The sequence below is a fragment of the Pseudonocardia sp. ICBG1034 genome (genome assembly GCF_020131375.1).
Lineage (GTDB): Bacteria > Actinomycetota > Actinomycetes > Mycobacteriales > Pseudonocardiaceae > Pseudonocardia > Pseudonocardia alni.
Genome location: NZ_JAHLEK010000008.1, coordinates 1 through 13,658, shown reverse-complemented (window position 1 = coordinate 13,658; position 13,658 = coordinate 1). Strand labels below are relative to the sequence as shown.

Sequence of the window (13,658 nt, the reverse complement as noted above, 5' to 3'; positions counted from 1 at the left end):
GGGCAGTACGACGGGGCCGAGTACGGGACACCCTCGTCCCGGACTCGCGTGGCGACATGATCGCCACGGAGTGTGACCGTATCGGGCGGCCGTCCGGGTCACAAGAGGGCATTCGCCGCAGCTTCTGCCGTCCCGTCCGGCACACCCGTCACCACGTTCACCGCCGTCCCACCGGACGGCCGTACGACGCGCCGCGACGCGTGCTCGAATCGTTCCGCACGGTGACCCCCGGCGTTCTACCCTGCGAGGGATGAGCACCGATCCCGCCGCGACCGGCCCCCGGCGCACCGACCGCCCGCTCGACGAGGCCGGCGTCGTGACGGCCGTGCGACGGGCCGCGGAACGGGGCGCCACCGTCCGCCCCACCGGCGCCGGTGGCCGCGCCCCGGGACCCCTCGCCCGGACCGAGGACGTGCTGCTCGACGTGTCCGCGCTGACCGGCGTCGTCGAGATCGGCGAGGACACCGTGCGGGTGCGGGCCGGAGAGACGGTCGCCGACCTCTGCGTCGCCCTCGCCGCCGCCGGCCGGGCGCTGGCCACCGTGCCCGACGCGCCCCGCGCCACCATCGGCGGCGCCACCGGGCTGGGCATGTACGGCGGCGCCCCCGCGGAGGGCTCGCTGTCCGACCAGGTCCGTGCCGTCCGGCTGGTCGACGGTCGCGGCACCGTCCGCGACGTCACCGGACCCGACCTCGACGCCGCGCGCTGCGGGCTCGGCGCACTGGGCATCGCGACCGCGCTGGAGCTCCGCACCGTCCCGCTCACGCGGCTACGGGTGCACGAGCGCGCCGTCGGCATCGACGAGGTGCTCGGCGAGGACCTGCTCGGCGAGCACGCCTGGACCGAGTGCGACGTCGCGATCAGCCCGTCGGTGCACGCCGGGTCCGCGGTGCTGCGCTGGGCCGAGCCGGAGCCCGAGGCGACCGGTCCGGTCGAGCGCGCCGGCTGGGGGCAGGCGGTGTCGCGGCTGGCGTCGTCGTGGTGGTCCTCCGGGGTGGGACTGCGGTCCGGCTGGCCGCCGCCACAGCGCTGGGCGCCCGGCACGGCCGGGCCGCCGCACGAGGTCCTGCCGGACCCGCAGCCGTGGGACCCGGACCTGTCCGAGTGGGCCGTGCCGCGTGCCGCGCTCGGGACGGTCCTGCGCGAGCTGGGGGCCGCCGTCGCCGCGCGGGGGCGGGAGCTGCGTCCCGTGCGGGTGCGCACCGGACGGGCCGAGACCGGTCTGCTGCACCCGGCGTCCGGCCGCGACACCGCCTACCTGCGGCTGCGGACCCGCGGACCGGCGGAGGAGCCGGTCCGCCGGCTCGCGGGCGCGGTCTGCGAGGACGCCGACGGGCGGCCCTGCTGGACCACCCGGCACGCCTGGGGGCCGGACGAGCTCGCCGTCGCCTACCCGGGGTGGGAGGCGTTCCGCGCCGTCCGCGACCGGTTCGACCCCGACCGCCGCTTCACCGACCCGCACCTCGCGGCCGTACTCGGCCGCTGACGGGCGCGGGACCGCTCAGACCTGCCCGCGCAGCCGCGCCGAGATCGACCGCACCGCGGCGAGCGACGCCCGGCGGTCGGCCCGGGTCGGCTCACCGGCGTCGATGACCTGCTCGCCGCCCACCCACACGTCGTGGACCAGGCGGGAGCCGCCCGCCCACACCAGGTTCGACACGAGCTGCGCGTCGTCCGACGGTGCGACGAACGCGGAGTCGTCGGTGTCGACGTGCACCACGTCCGCCCGCCGCCCGGCCTCCAGCGCGCCGAGGTCGTCGCGGCCGATCGCGTGCGCGGCGTCCGCGGTGCCCATGAGCAGCACGTCGGCGGCGGTGAGGGCGGCGGCGTCGTCGGCCCCGACCCGCGCCATCAGCCCGGCGAGCCGCGCCTGGTGCCAGAGGTCCAGGTCGTCGCAGGAGGCGGGACCGTCGGTGCCCAGCCCCACCCGGACCCCGGCCCGGCGCAGATCCAGCAGCCGGGCGGTGCCCGCCGCGAGCTTCGCGTTCGAGCCGGGACAGTGCGCGACGGCGACGCCGTGCCGGGCGTAGACGGCGATGTCGTCGTCGGACAGGTGCACCGAGTGCGCGGCCAGCACCCGCCCGCCGAGCGCGCCGCCGGCGTCGAGCATCGCCGGGACCGAGCCGTGGGCCTCGCGCACGTGGGCGTCCTCGCCGCGGGACTCCGCGACGTGGGTGTGCACCAGCGCGCCGCGCTCGCGGGCGGCCGCGGCGACCGACTCCAGGGCGCCGGGCGGCAGCGTGTAGGCCGAGTGCGGGCCGTAGCCGAGCTCGATCCGGCCGTCGTCGTCGGGGATCACGCCGCGGGCGTCGATCCGGGCGGAGACGTCGTCGCGCATCTGCTCCCAGGTCCCGAGCCGGTCCCAGCCGGGCGCGGCGATGATCCCCGGGGTGAGCACGGCCCGCGAGCCCGCGGTGCGGACGGCGTCGGTCAGGGCGTCGGTGAAGAAGTACATCTCGACGCTGGTGGTGCAGCCGGTCCGCAGCAGGTCCAGGCAGCCGGCGATCATCCCGGCGTGCACGTCCTGTTCGGTCAGCAGGCCCTCCGCGGGCCACATGACCTCGGTCAGCCACGGCATCAGCGGCAGGTCGCCGCCCATCCCGCGCAGCAGCGACATGGGGGTGTGGCAGTGCGTGTTGACCATGCCGGGCATGAGCAGCCCGGGCAGCGGTCGCACCACGGCGTCGGTCGCCGGCGCGTCGGAGGCAGTGCCGAAGAACGCGATCCGGCCGGTGTCGTCGACGTCGAGGACCGCGTCGCGCACGACCGGGAAGCCGGGCGTGCAGGGCAGTGCGACCGGGGCGGTGAGCCGCTGGAGGACCGCCATGTCAGCGGCGGTCGAGCAGCGAGCGCAGCGACCGGAACGGCGGCAGCCAGGCGCCCTCGTCGGGCAGGGTCTCCAGCGAGACGCGCGGCAGCGGCTCGCGGAACACCCCGTCGATGTCCTCGAGGTCGAGGAACGACAGCGTCTCCGAGGCCAGCGCGAACCCGGCGTACTCGCGGAAGCCGATCACCGTGACGTCGGTGCCGACCTCGATGAGCTTCTCCAGCGGCTCCCGGAACGCCCGCCCGTCCCCCGAGGCGACGACGACGTGGCGCAGCCTGCCCTCGGCCGAGCGCATGCCGATGTGGGCGAGCATGTCGTCGTCGACGTCGGAGTCGTCGCTGGTCTTCGGCTTGGCGAAGACGGCGAAACCCACGTTGCGCAGGGCCTCGACCCAGGGCCGGACGATGTCGATGCTGCCCGGGGCGACGTTGGTGAACACGCACGCCTCGGCCTCGGCCTCGGGGCCGGCGAGGTCGAGCAGCCAGCGGCCGACGGCGTCGAACCGCGGACGGTAGGCCGAGGTGGGGCGGGCGCCGAGCAGCGAACCGAGGCTCATGTCCATGTTGGGCGCGTCCCACACCAGCAGCACGCGCTCCTGCGGGCCCGTCGGAACGCCGCGTCCGTGTTGCCCCGTCCCGCTGCTCATGCCGGGGAGCCTAGCCGCCGTCGCCCCGCCCGCCCGGCCCGGCGCCCACGCGGGTGAGACTGTCCCCATGGAGAACCCACCGACCGGGCCGGAGCAGCTCGCCACCCGGACCGCCGCGATCATGCGCGACGGCGACCGGGCGAGCCGTGCAGCCGGCGTCGACGTCGTCGCGGTCACCCCCGGACGGGCGACGGCGACCATGACCGTCCGTCCCGACCAGGTCAACGGGCACGGGGTCTGCCACGGCGGCTACCTGTTCCTGTTCGCCGACACCGCAATGGCCTACGCCAGCAACTCCCACGGCGTCTCCGCCCTGGCCAGCGGCGCGGACATCGCGTTCCTGCGCCCGGCCCGCGAGGGCGACGTCCTCACCGCCGAGGCGGTCGAACGGGCCGCGAGCGGCCGGTCCGGGCTCTACGACGTGACCGTCCGCGCCGCCGACGGGACGGTCGTCGCCGAGTTCCGGGGCCGTACCCGGCAGGTGCCGGGCCTGAGCCCGGTCACCGCCCGGCCCTGACCGGCCCTCAGCCCTGGTCGTCGCGGGGCCGCAGCCCGTGCGGCTCCAGGAACGCCGGCCGCAGACCAGGGTCGGGCTCGTCGTAGTAGCGGTGGAAGACCGGGGTCTGCGAGCCCGACATCGGGGGCACGATCCAGCTCCAGTCGGCCGGGCAGCGCCGTCCCGCGGCCTCCTCCTTCGCCAGGAAGGTCATGAACCGCTCGGCCTCGCTGTGGTGGTCGGCCATGGTGACGCCGTCGGCGTCGAAGGAGTAGGTGACCGCGCGGACCAGCTCGACCATCGCCCGGTCCCGCCACATCGTGCGCACCGACCGGGTGTCGAGCCCGAGCCGCTTCGCGATCTCCGGCAGCAGGTCGTAGCGGTCGGTGTCGGCGAGGTTGCGGGCGCCGACCTCGGTGTCGAGGTACCAGCCGTTGAACGGGGCGGCCGGGTACACGACCCCGCCGATCTCCAGCGGCATGTTGCTGATGGCGGGCACCGAGTGCCAGCGCAGCCCGAGCCGGGCGAACCAGGGGTGCTCGGGGTGGCGCAGCGGGACCTCGTGCACGGCGTCCGGCGGGACGTCGAACAGCCGGGACCGCCCGTCCGGGCCGGTGATCAGCAGCGGCAGCACGTCGAACCGGCCCGCCGGCTGCGGTCGCGGCCACCCCATCCCGACGACGTGGTCGGTGAAGTCGGCCTGACCCGGGTCCCCGGTGACGGTGCCGTCGGGGTTGCGGTGCCCGGCGTAGCGGACGAGCTGGTCGTTGCGGATCCGCGGACCGGGCCGCCCCGGGGCGTCCGGCGCGAACACCGTCATCGTCGAACGGATCTTCCCGCCGCGGGTGGCGGCGCGCAGGTGCCCGACGCTCTCCTGCGCGACGTCGGCCGGGTCGTGCAGGTGGCGCAGGTCGCGGACCTGCAGCGACTGCCAGTACAGGCGCCCGATGCAGCGCGCGGAGTTCCGCCAGGCCACCCGGGTGCCGAAGACCAGCTCGTGCGTGGTGTGGGTGTAGGTGCCGACCCGGTCGATCTCGGCGCGGACCTGGCGCAGCCGCTCCGGCAGCGGGACGCCCGGCTCGGTCTCGGCGTACACCTGGCGCAGGAACTCCTCGGCCACGGCCGGGTCGACCGGGGCGGGGTCCCGCTCGTCGGCGACGCCGGGCGGCGGCGGGTGTCCGCCGGAGCGTCCGTGCCCGGTGACCGGGCAGCCACCGGTGGCCTGGGTCGGGGGCGCGACACGGCTCCCGACCGACGGCGCGCCACGGCCCTCCACCGGCGGTGCGGTGCGGTTCTCCACCGGTGGTGCGGTGCGGTTCTCCGCCGGGGGTGCGACGCGGACGACCGCGGTCGCGGCGCCCGGGCCGTCGACCCGGTTGAGGACGTGCTCGCGGCTGCCCGCAGCCGGGCGCTGCGATCCCGGGGCCGGGGTGGTGCCGGAGCCGGGGGTGCTCCCGGGGGCCTGGGCCGTTCCCGGGACCGGGGTCGCGACGGTCGCGCGCTCCGGCAGCGGCGTCGCGACCGTGGCCCGCTCGGCCGGGGCCTGCTGGTCCCGCAGCGGCCCGGACCCGCCCGGTCCCTGCTCCCGTGGCGGAGCCTGCCGCACCCGCGACCGGTCGACGACGGTCGTCGTCTCCACCCCGGGCCGCGCCACGGCGGTGGTGGCCTGCACGGGGCCCTCGACCGGACCGACCAGCGGGACCATCGACACCGACCGGCCGGACCGCTCCGCGCCGGACTCCCCGGACACCGGGCCGGGCCCCTGACCCGGACCCGGCGGGGCGCCCGGCGGCGGGCCCGTCATCGGGCGGGGCGTCGGGCTCGGCCGGAAGCCGGGCGGTCGGTCGACCGTCCGCTTCGGTGCCGCGGGAGCGGGGTGCGAGTTCTTGCCGTGCTCCACCGTCGTCACGGGCGTCCTTCGGGGGTCACTCGGGTGGGGATCCGGGTCGGGGGTGCTCCCGACCGTAGTCGGTCACTCTCCGTGTGTCACCGGTGCCGGGTGCGTGGTCGGCGACGTACAGCAGGTCACGAACCGGTCGTCCCTCGAGCCGGGCCCGGTCCTCGAACTTGGTGACCGGACGCCACGACGGACGGTCCTGCCAGCCGTCCGGACGGAGCGGGAAGCGGTCGTCCGGGCGCAGCGACGGCTCCGCGGAGACCACCCGGCGCATCTGCTCGGCGTAGTGCGGCCAGTCGGTGGCCAGGTGCAGCAGCCCGCCCGGACGCAGCCGTGACGCCGCCAGCGCGGCGAACTCCGGCTGGATCAACCGGCGCTTGTGGTGGCGCCGCTTGGGCCACGGGTCGGGGAAGAAGATCCGCAGCCCGTCCAGCGACGCCGGCGGGACGACCCGGGTCAGGAGCTCCACGGCGTCGCCGCGCAGCAGCCGCTGGTTGGTCAGGCCGCCCTGCTCGATCCGCATGAGCAGCTGGGCCAGTCCGGGCTCGAAGACCTCCACGGCCACGTGGTCGATCCCCGGCTCGGCCGTCGCGAGCGCCGCCGTCGTCTCGCCCATGCCGGAGCCGATCTCCAGCACGAGCGGCGCGGTCCGGCCGAACGTCGCCGCCGGGTCCCACACCCCGGACGCCACGACGTCGTCGACCTCGGAACCCCACGTCGACCACAGCCGGTCCCAGGCGGACTGCTGGCCCTCGGAGAGCCGGACGCGCTGGTGGACGTAGGAGCGGATCCGGGTGTCGTGCGGGTGCGGGGCCTCCGGGGCGGTGGCCCGGTCAGGCACCGGTGTTCCGGCCCGCGGGCAGCCGCACGTGGGCGGTCGCGCCGGGCAGCCGGCCGCGGACGTAGCCGGCAGCGGTGACGCCGAAGCAGGCGACGATCGCGGCGGCGGAGGCGGCGTTGCGCTCCTTCGCCTCGCGGATCACGCCCGCGGGCAGCACCTTCATCGTGTAGCTGCTCTCGGTGGACAGCGAGTCCCCGGTCCCGACGACCTTGGACACGGCGGCCTTGGAGATGCCCTCGGCCCAGCCGCGGCGCAGCAGGTAGCGCCAGGAGACGCGGTCGTCGGACACCCGGTGGTCGACGGCGGCGCGCGGCTCGAACAGGATGCGCGGGTTCCGGCCGTCGGCGACGTAGGCCTGCCGGGCCCGGATGCAGAGCTCGGTCTCCTCGCAGCCCAGCGGGTTCTTGCCGATCCGGCCCATGTCCTCGGCGAACCCGCCGACGCGGGTGAACACCTCGGCGCGCAGGGACATGTTGCAGCCCATGAGGTTGCGCATCTCGGCGCGCTCGGTGGGCTGGCCGGTGTAGGTGCAGCCGACGACCCAGTCGAGCTCACCGGTGGCGTTCGGGTCCCCGGGGGCGGCACCGGGCAGCGTCCGCGGACGCCCGTCGGGCCACTTCGGGTGCGCGACCCCGCCGACGCCGATGACGTCCGGGTCCTCGTACGGGGCGAGGAGTGCGTGCAGCCAGCCGGGGCGGGCCGCGGCGTCGTCGTCGAGGAAGACGACGACCTCACCGGAGGCCAGCTCGACCGCGGTGTTGCGGGCGCCCGACAGGCCCTGCTTCTTGTCGTTCGCGACGACGACCACCCCGAGCGGCCCGAACTCGCGTTCGGCCCGCTCGCGCAGGCGCTCGTTGTGGTCGACGACGACGATCGTCTCCAGCGGGGTCACGTCCTGGTCGAGGACCGAGTCGACGGCGGCCTTGATGTCGAACCAGCGCTTCTCGGTGTAGACGCAGACGACCACGGTGGCGGTCGGCAGGGCGCTCACGGCGTTCGGGCTCCTCATGCTGCGGGATCCGGCGGGGGCGGCCGGAGCGGGCGGCGCCGTGGGGCCTAGCGGGCGTATCCCGAGGCCTTGCGACGCTGCTCCATGCGACGGTGCTCGGCCATCAGGGTACGCAGCACGCGCGTGCCGTCGGCGAAGGTCCGCAGGTTGGTCTCGCCGAACATGCGCTCGCGCTCGACCGACGGCACCTCGGTGATCGTCAGGTCGGCGGCCGCGACGCGGCAGTTGAGCACGGTCTCGATCTCGAAACCGTCGCCCCAGAGCATCGAGCCGTCCTCGGGCTGCGGCGCGGCCGGGTCCGGGAGCTCGAGCTGCGGGAGCAGGTCGGCCCAGAAGGCGTTGTAGCCGTAGCAGAGGTCGGAGTACCGCGTGCCGAACAGCCGGTTCGCGACGGTGTTCAGGCCGGCGTTGCCGGACTTGCGCAGCAGCGTGATGTCGTCCGAGCCGCCGCCCTTGCAGAACCGGCTGCCCTTGGCGAAGTCGGCGCCCTTGACCAGCGCGTTCACGAAGGCCGGGATCTCGTTCGGGTCGGCCGAGCCGTCGGCGTCGAACATGACGATGACGTCGCCGGTCGCGGCGGTGAAGCCGCAGGCCATCGCGTTGCCCTTGCCCTTGCGGGTCTGGGTGATGACGCGCGCCCAGGGCAGCGTGCGCCGCGCGACGGCGACCGTGTTGTCGGTCGAGTTGCCGTCGACGACGATGACCTCGTGCACGGCCGGCCGCACCGCGGCGATGGCCGGCAGCACGATCTCCAGGTTCCGGGCCTCGTTGCGGGTCGGCACGATCACCGACACCGCCGGGTTCGCGCTGCGGCGCGGAGCCGGGCGGGGCCGCGGGCGACGGAAGCCCTCGGGTCCCTCCGGCTGCGGCGCCAGCGGAGCGCGCCCGCCGGGTCGGGCAGGGCTCGCCGGGAACGGCGACTGTCCGGCACCGGCACCGTTCTGACGCCCGGGACGCGCGGGGGCGCTCGCATCGGGCGTGACGGTCGGGCGGGCGGGCGTAACGGCGCTCACACTTCCTCCATACAGGTCCGCTTACTCGTCCAACGACGCGATCACGGTCCGGTTGCGGTTCTGGTGTCGGGCGTCTTCGGTATTGCCCGATCAGTGGACGTCCCTGGAGCCCGTGGGGTTGCCCCGGTCGGCTGATTCGTCCGTGTCCACGCTGCGGTTCAGCCTTGCCCATGAGAGGGGACGAGGATCACCCGGGTCTGCTGCGCAGTCCTACGGATCCACCCGGGAACGGTCCCCCCGACACTGTCCGGCATGGACCGGGAACCGCTGTCGGGCAGCATCGGACCGCCGCTGCGCACCGCGCTCGACCAGGCCCGCGCCGATCTTCTCGCGACGTTGTCGGTGCAGGTCGACGGCCTGGCGGCGGACGCGGCCCGGCGCCCGGGGCGGGCCGGCGACGTCCGGTGGTGGACGGCCGCGCTCGACGGTCCCGCCCGCACCCTCGACGACGCCTGGGCGCGCCGCAGCGGACCGGTCCTGCGCCGCCGTGCGGCCGCAGTCGCACTGCGACATCAGGGCGCCCACGTGACGCATGTCACTCACGTTCCGTCACCATCGTGTGGCGGGGCTCTCGTCGCCGCGGCGGGCCGGGCGCTCGCCGTCGCACCGGGCCGGGAACGCGGGGCGTGGTCCGGGGCGGTCCTGTCCGGATCGGTGGTGTGGGTGGCGTCGGTCCTCGCGGCCGGCGCGCGGGTGCTCCCGGCCGGGGGGCCCGGGGTGCTGCCCGCCCTCGCCGGGCTCGTCCTGCTGGTGGGTGCGCTCGTCGCGGCCCGGGTGCGGGCGGTCCGCTCCGCCCGGGACCGTGCGCTGGCCCGGCGGGTGCGCGACGCGGTGCTGCTCGCCGCGGACCACGAGTTGCTGCGCCGGATCTCCGTCGCCGACCGTGGGCTGCCGGAGCCGTCCCGTGCGTGCTGAGCCGCCGGTGCCGGCCGGGAGCACGGTCCTGGCGGGCGCGGTGGTCGCGGCGGCGCTGCCCGTCCCCTGGTGGGTGCGGGTGCCGCGGGCCCGGTCCGGCGTCGCTGGATCGGTCCCGGTGTCCGGGCCCGCCGCCCGCGACGCCGACGGCGACGGCGTCGCGGAGACGCTCGTCGTCGACACGGGACGGGGTCCGGAGTTCTGGACCGACCTCGACGGCGACGGTCTCGCCGACGCGGTGACCGGCCTGCCCGGAGACCCCGGCTGAGCCCGGGGTCAGTCCTCCGGCTGGTCGGCGGGGGTGCGGCCCTCGCTGTCGGTGTTCGCTCCGCGCCGGAACCGGCCGACGCCGCGGCGCTGCTCGGCGATGGAGCGGTCGATGTCCGCGGACACCTTCTGCTGGCGGCGCCGCTCGCGGATGCGCAGCAGCACGAGCATCGAGACGCCGTAGGCGATCCCGACGATCAGCAGCACGGCGCCGATCTTGAACACGATCTGCTGCACGCCGGTGATGCTGTCGATGTCGATCACCGAGATCATGCCGAGGACGCCGAGGGTCAGCAGGTGGAACAGCACCACCAGTAGCCGGTTGATGGAGTGCGACGTCTCCTTGTTCTGGAAGACGTCCTCCAGGAACGGCTGTCCGGTGCGCAGCAGGATCTGGCCCACGACGACCGTGATCGCCACTCCGACCACGACCAGTGCGAGATAGCCGCCGGTTCCCTCCACAGTGGGCCCCTCCCCGTGCGTGTGCAGGGTTGGAGACTACCCCGCGCGACCGGTTCGACGCGCTCTGCGCGCAAGGTGTTCATCCGTTTCAGGAACGGGCGGCGAGCAGCTCCCGCAGTGTGTCGAGCAGCTCGTCGGTCGACACCCCGCCGGTGAGCGGCGCGCCGGTCAGGGTGCGCAGGTAGAGGCCGTCCCCGACGAGCTGCACCAGCCAGGCCACGACCGGGTCGTGGATCTCCTCGCCGAGTGCGGCGAGCCCGTCGGCGTCGACGTCGGCCAGCGCGCTCCGGGCGGCCTCCCCGGAGGTGGTGCCGTCGGCGATGCGCAGGGTGGCGAGGTAGGTGCGGGTCAGCCCGACCGGCGAGGTGTTGCCCGGCATCGAGGTGCGCAGGTAGTAGGCCACGGTGCCCGCCGTGTCCGAGCGCATCAGCTCGGCGTCCCGGGCGCTGCGTTCGCGCAGCCGCTCCAGCAGGCCGCCGACCAGCGACTCCTTGGAGTTGAAGTGGTAGAGCAGCCCGCCCTTGGACACCTCGGCGGCCGCCGCCACCGCGTCGAGGGTGGCGCCACCGGGCCCCTGCTCGATCAGCAGCGTCTCGTACGCGTCGAGGACCCGGTCGCGGGCCGAGCCCGGTCCCCGTGTCCCCGCGTTCCGTCGTTCGGAGTGGGACGCCATGGGCGAAGCCTAGTGCCCGTGCCCCGCCTCACAGTCCCGGCCGGGAATGGACTGTACCGTCTGGACGGTATAAAGATGTACCGTCCGGACGGTAAAGCTGCGTCCGGATACGGGCACCACGGGACGACGAGCACGAGGGAGAACGGCGATGTCACGGCCGGAGGTCGGCGCAGGGGGCGCGGCGATGGACAGGGGCGGGCCGGACGTGGCGCCGCGGCCCGGGCCGCGCGCCTGGCTCGCGCTCGCGGTGCTCGCCATCCCCACGCTGCTGGTGTCGATCGACAACACGGTGCTCGGCGTGGCGCTGCCGGAGCTCTCGGCCGCGCTCCGCCCGGACGCGGCGACGTTGCTGTGGGTCGTCGACATCTACCCGCTGGTGCTCGCCGGGCTGCTGGTCACCATGGGCACCCTCGGCGACCGGATCGGCCGCCGCAGACTGCTGATGATCGGTGTCGCCGGCTTCGGTGCGGTCTCGCTGCTCGCCGCGTTCGCCACCTCGGCCGCCCAGCTCGTCGCGGCGCGCGCCCTGCTCGGCGTGTTCGGCGCGATGCTGATGCCCTCCACGCTGGCCCTGCTGCGATCGGTGTTCCTCGACCGGACCCACCGCCGGCTCGCGCTGGCGATCTGGGCGACCGGGTTCGCCGCGGGCGCGGCGCTCGGCCCGATCGTCGGCGGGCTGCTGCTCGAGCACTTCTGGTGGGGCTCGATCTTCGTGATGAGCGTGCCGCCGATGGCGCTGCTGCTCGTCGTCGCGCCGCTGGTGGTGCCCGAGTCGCGGGAGACCGAGCCGGGCCGGCTCGACCTGGTCGGCGTGGTGCTGTCGCTGCTGACGATGGGACCGCTGGTCCTGGCCCTCAAGCTGGCCGGGTCCGCGGGCGGGGTGACCCCCGCCGTCGTCGCGTCGGTGCTGGTGGGTGTCGGCTCCGGGGCCGCGTTCGTCGCCCACTACCGGCGACGCGTGCGGCGCGGCCTGGACCCGCTGATCGACCTGGAGCTGTTCGCCCGCCCCGTGCTCCGGCACAGCGCGCTGGCCAACGCCACCACCATGTTCGGGCTCACCGGGCTGCTGTTCTTCTCCGCGCAGTACCTCCAGCTGGTCGTCGGGTACTCGCCGCTGCAGGCGGGCCTGCTCCTGCTGCCGGGCTTCGTCGTGACGGTCGTGGCCGGTCTCGCCGCCGCGCGGCTGGCCCGCCGGTTCGCGCTGCACCAGCTCGTCGCGACCGGGCTCGCGCTCGTCCTGACCGGCTACGTGGTCTGCCTGTTCCTGCAGGTGGACTCGGCCGTCGTGCTGCTGATGACGGCCGCGGTGCTGATCGGCGCGGGTATCGGGCTGTCCGAGACCGTCACCAACGACGCGATCCTCGCCGCCGCCCCGCCGGAGAAGGCCGGCGCCGCGGCCGCGGTCTCCGAGACCGCCTACGAGGTCGGTGCGGTGCTCGGCACCGCGCTGGTCGGCGGGGTGCTGTCCGCGGTGTACCGGGCGGGTGTCGTGCTCCCCGACGGGACGCCGTCCTCGGCCGGGGAGACCCTCGGCGGGGCGGCGGACGTCGCGACGACGATGCCCGCCGACACCGCGGCGGCCCTGCTGGCCTCCGCGCGGGCCGCGTTCGTGCACGGGGTGGACGTCGCGTCCGGGGTGGCGGCGGTCGCCGTCGCGATGGTGCTGGTGGCCGCCGGGCTCGGCCTGCGCGCCGCGCGCACCGGGACGTCCTGGCGGCCGGCGCCTCCGCAGTGGACGCCGACGCCGGACACGCGGTCGCCCGCCGCTGACCGCTCGTCGCGGGGTGTGAGCACCGAGTGACCACCCGTGACGGTCACGGGTGACCGTCCGGCCGCCCGGACGGGTGGTTCCGGCGACGCGCGGCCCCGTCGGACGCTCGTTCGGCGGATCCGGTGTGCCCCGGCTGGTTCACTACGGCTCGTCCGCGGCGACCGGTGCCGGTCGCCGGTGCCGACTCCACACGGGAGACAGCCGTGCCGTACGAGGTGGTCAGCGCCTACACCCTGGTGCTCGGGGAGCACCCCGGTGACTCCGTGGACCGCGCCGGGGATCCCGGCACCGAGGACCACGACGTCGTCCCGGGCCGCCCGGAGGTCTCGGTCCACACCACCGCCGAGGACGCCTGGCGCGCGCTCGACGCCGGCGTCCGTGAGCGCTGCGGGATGCGACCCCGGCCGCGCCGGCGGATCGACCCGGACGCCGTCGTCCGGCTCGCCGACGCCTGGCGGGCCGGTGACCCCGGCACGCGCTACTGGCAGGTGACCGCGCACCGGCTGCCGATCATGGTTCCGGAGCTGGCGCGCGCCGTCGCCGCCGTGCGCTGACCGCTTCCGTTCCTGAAAGCCCTAAGTGGGCTCCGAGAATGCGTTGAAACGGTCGCTTCCGGCCTGCGGGTGAATTTCCGCGACGCTTCTCCCGGAATGTGCGTGCCGATGTCACGGATCGTCGCCGAATCGGTCACCGGGAACAGGTTGCGTTCGTGTGACATGCCTGTCACCTGGGCGGACATCGCCGTCGTCCGTCGGCTACTGGATCGATTTACATGATCGGTGCTGTGCCTGACCTCTCAACTCCACCCATGGGTGGCGCACTATTTCGCAGGTAGCCTCGG

The 13,658-nt window shown here is 75.1% G+C and carries 14 protein-coding genes; 6 read left to right on the top strand and 8 right to left on the bottom strand.

The window, feature by feature from the left end:
* Positions 1-250: 250 nt before the first annotated feature.
* Entirely contained in the window at positions 251-1,486 is a 1,236-nt protein-coding gene (locus KPF22_RS00430; RefSeq protein WP_224400917.1) for a D-arabinono-1,4-lactone oxidase, read from the top strand.
* 15 nt (positions 1,487-1,501) lie between these two features.
* Here KPF22_RS00430 and KPF22_RS00425 read toward each other — a convergent pair whose 3' ends face one another.
* Both KPF22_RS00425 and KPF22_RS00420 read right to left on the bottom strand, forming a co-directional pair.
* Positions 1,502-2,827 (bottom strand): amidohydrolase family protein, encoded by a 1,326-nt coding sequence (locus tag KPF22_RS00425; RefSeq protein WP_224400916.1) that lies wholly within the window; start codon positions 2,825-2,827, stop codon positions 1,502-1,504.
* A gap of 1 nt (position 2,828) precedes the next feature.
* The gene (locus tag KPF22_RS00420; protein ID WP_208822739.1) at positions 2,829-3,473 is read right to left on the bottom strand and encodes an NYN domain-containing protein; all 645 of its coding nucleotides are present in this window, start codon (positions 3,471-3,473) and stop codon (positions 2,829-2,831) included.
* 67 nt (positions 3,474-3,540) lie between these two features.
* Here KPF22_RS00420 and paaI point away from each other — a divergent pair, with 67 nt between their 5' ends.
* Positions 3,541-3,990 carry a hydroxyphenylacetyl-CoA thioesterase PaaI gene (gene paaI, locus KPF22_RS00415; RefSeq protein ID WP_179761504.1) on the top strand — a complete coding sequence of 150 codons (450 nt, stop codon included), beginning with the start codon at positions 3,541-3,543 and terminating at the stop codon, positions 3,988-3,990.
* Positions 3,991-3,997: 7 nt separating this feature from the next.
* On the opposite strand, the gene KPF22_RS00410 is transcribed toward paaI, so the two are convergent.
* From KPF22_RS00410 to KPF22_RS00395, 4 genes are all read right to left on the bottom strand, one after another.
* A complete protein-coding gene (locus tag KPF22_RS00410; RefSeq protein ID WP_307799468.1) occupies positions 3,998-5,089 on the bottom strand; it encodes a nitric oxide synthase oxygenase in 1,092 nt (363 codons plus the stop codon).
* An 805-nt stretch (positions 5,090-5,894) separates the two neighbouring features.
* Positions 5,895-6,707 carry a tRNA (guanosine(46)-N7)-methyltransferase TrmB gene (gene trmB / locus KPF22_RS00405; protein ID WP_208822741.1) on the bottom strand — a complete coding sequence of 271 codons (813 nt, stop codon included), beginning with the start codon at positions 6,705-6,707 and terminating at the stop codon, positions 5,895-5,897.
* Positions 6,700-7,698 (bottom strand): glycosyltransferase family 2 protein, encoded by a 999-nt coding sequence (locus tag KPF22_RS00400; protein WP_202417942.1) that lies wholly within the window; start codon positions 7,696-7,698, stop codon positions 6,700-6,702. Before KPF22_RS00400 ends, trmB begins: the two co-directional genes overlap by 8 nt.
* 65 nt (positions 7,699-7,763) lie before the next feature.
* A complete protein-coding gene (locus KPF22_RS00395; RefSeq protein ID WP_062403950.1) occupies positions 7,764-8,504 on the bottom strand; it encodes a glycosyltransferase family 2 protein in 741 nt (246 codons plus the stop codon).
* A 477-nt stretch (positions 8,505-8,981) separates the two neighbouring features.
* On the opposite strand from KPF22_RS00395, the gene KPF22_RS00390 reads away from it, so the two are divergent.
* Entirely contained in the window at positions 8,982-9,644 is a 663-nt protein-coding gene (locus KPF22_RS00390) for a hypothetical protein (protein ID WP_208822743.1), read from the top strand.
* On the top strand, positions 9,634-9,912 hold the full coding sequence (locus KPF22_RS00385; RefSeq protein WP_208822745.1) for a DUF6802 family protein: 279 nt from the start codon (positions 9,634-9,636) through the stop codon (positions 9,910-9,912). The genes KPF22_RS00390 and KPF22_RS00385 overlap by 11 nt, the downstream gene beginning before the upstream one ends.
* Positions 9,913-9,920: 8 nt before the next feature.
* Here KPF22_RS00385 and KPF22_RS00380 read toward each other — a convergent pair whose 3' ends face one another.
* Both KPF22_RS00380 and KPF22_RS00375 read right to left on the bottom strand, forming a co-directional pair.
* Entirely contained in the window at positions 9,921-10,373 is a 453-nt protein-coding gene (locus KPF22_RS00380; protein ID WP_208822747.1) for a hypothetical protein, read from the bottom strand.
* Between the two features lie 88 nt (positions 10,374-10,461).
* Complete coding sequence (locus tag KPF22_RS00375) at positions 10,462-11,046, bottom strand: TetR/AcrR family transcriptional regulator (RefSeq protein ID WP_073576103.1); 585 nt, start codon at positions 11,044-11,046, stop codon at positions 10,462-10,464.
* Positions 11,047-11,194: 148 nt separating this feature from the next.
* Here KPF22_RS00375 and KPF22_RS00370 point away from each other — a divergent pair, with 148 nt between their 5' ends.
* Together KPF22_RS00370 and KPF22_RS00365 are read left to right on the top strand one after the other, a co-directional pair.
* On the top strand, positions 11,195-12,847 hold the full coding sequence (locus tag KPF22_RS00370) for an MFS transporter (RefSeq protein WP_224400915.1): 1,653 nt from the start codon (positions 11,195-11,197) through the stop codon (positions 12,845-12,847).
* Between the two features lie 173 nt (positions 12,848-13,020).
* A complete protein-coding gene (locus KPF22_RS00365; protein WP_208822749.1) occupies positions 13,021-13,371 on the top strand; it encodes a hypothetical protein in 351 nt (116 codons plus the stop codon).
* Positions 13,372-13,658 lie beyond the last annotated feature (287 nt).

Bases quoted from the DNA above. Each gene is read 5' to 3' on its own strand.
- KPF22_RS00430 (WP_224400917.1), top strand. From the start codon at position 251: ATGAGCACCGATCCCGCCGCGACCGGCCCCCGGCGCACCGACCGCCCG.
- KPF22_RS00425 (WP_224400916.1), bottom strand. From the start codon at position 2,827: ATGGCGGTCCTCCAGCGGCTCACCGCCCCGGTCGCACTGCCCTGCACG.
- KPF22_RS00420 (WP_208822739.1), bottom strand. From the start codon at position 3,473: ATGAGCAGCGGGACGGGGCAACACGGACGCGGCGTTCCGACGGGCCCG.
- paaI (WP_179761504.1), top strand. From the start codon at position 3,541: ATGGAGAACCCACCGACCGGGCCGGAGCAGCTCGCCACCCGGACCGCC.
- KPF22_RS00390 (WP_208822743.1), top strand. From the start codon at position 8,982: ATGGACCGGGAACCGCTGTCGGGCAGCATCGGACCGCCGCTGCGCACC.
- KPF22_RS00375 (WP_073576103.1), bottom strand. From the start codon at position 11,046: ATGGCGTCCCACTCCGAACGACGGAACGCGGGGACACGGGGACCGGGC.
- KPF22_RS00370 (WP_224400915.1), top strand. From the start codon at position 11,195: ATGTCACGGCCGGAGGTCGGCGCAGGGGGCGCGGCGATGGACAGGGGC.